The 1,248-nt window shown below is 69.7% G+C and carries 1 protein-coding gene; it reads right to left on the bottom strand.

Features of this window, described 5'->3' with window-relative positions:
• Positions 1-7: 7 nt before the first annotated feature.
• The coding region (locus tag ACOJV9_RS16680; RefSeq protein WP_420186361.1) for an IS30 family transposase at positions 8-1,248 on the bottom strand (1,241 nt) is incomplete at its 5' end.

The raw sequence follows: 1,248 nt of genomic DNA, 5'->3' as shown, positions 1-1,248 counted from the left end.
GGTGGATTCAAGCGGTGAAGGAAACACCGGGGTTGTCGTGCTCGGACAGTAGCTTGTCGAGGACTTCGGCGGGGTTGGCCCAGCCGTGTCGCTTGCGGGGTCGCCGGTTGAGCTCGTTGGCGACGTTGGCCAGGATGCCGGGGCCGTGGAAGGACAGGTCGCTGCCTTTGGGGAAGTACTGGCGCAGCAGCCCGTTGGTGTTCTCGTTGCTGCCGCGCTGCCACGGTGAGTGCGGGTCGCAGAAGTAGATGTCCAGCCCGGTCGCGTCGGCGATCGCGACGTGGTTGGCCATCTCCCGCCCTTGGTCCCAGGTCAGCGTCCGGCGCAGCGTGTCGGGCAGCTGCGCCATCGCGGTACACATCGCCTCCTGCACGGCCAGGGCGTGGTACCCCTGAGGCAGGTGCAGCAGCATCACGAACCCGGTGGCACGCTCGACCAGCGTCCCGATCGCGGAGTTCGACGCGGTCGAGCCCATGATCAGGTCGCCTTCCCAGTGACCGGGCACGGCCCGGTCAGCCACCTCGGGTGGGCGTTCGCTGATGTTGACCATGTCCTTGATCCGCCCCCGGCGTTCCTGGGGGCGGCGCTGCGGGCGGCGGATCGCCCGGCCGGTGCGCAGGTGCACCGCCAGGTCGCGCCGCAACGCTCCCCGGCCCTGCACGTACAGCGCCTGATAGATGCTCTCGTGCGACACCCGCATCTCCGGTTCGTCAGGGAAGTCCAGCCTGAGCCGGCCCGCGATCTGTTCCGGGGACCGATTCTCCTCCAACCCGGCCTGGACCTCCCGCCGCAACCTCAGGTTCGTGGCCAGCCGAGCCGGTTTCGGGCGGCGGGCCCGGTCCTCGGCCCGGTGGTTCGCCGTCGACGCGCGGTACGGCACCCGCGCCGCGCCCCCGTTGCGAGCCAGCTCCTTGCTGACCGTGCCCGGCGAGCGGCCCAGCCGGCGCGCGATCTCTCGCACCCCGACCTTCTGCGCGGACCAGATCGCGATGTCCTCACGCTCAGCGAACGACAACCGTCGGTACACCGCTGGGCCCGGTGAGGGCAGTGCAGGAGCCACCCCGCCAGCCTCGCGGAACCACACAAACCCGATCGTCGGCGACACGCCCGCAGCCCGGGCGGCGTCCGCAACCAGCAACCCATCGCGAACGCCAGCCCAGAACCGCAACCGCACCAGCCGCGGCAACCGTGGCTTCATCTTCATCACACCTCCAGATCGAGGTGTTTCCCTGACCGCTTGAACCGAAG

Origin of the sequence: Knoellia terrae (assembly GCF_048606435.1) — a bacterium.
Lineage (GTDB): Bacteria > Actinomycetota > Actinomycetes > Actinomycetales > Dermatophilaceae > Knoellia > Knoellia terrae.
This window is presented reverse-complemented; position numbering and strand designations above follow the sequence as displayed.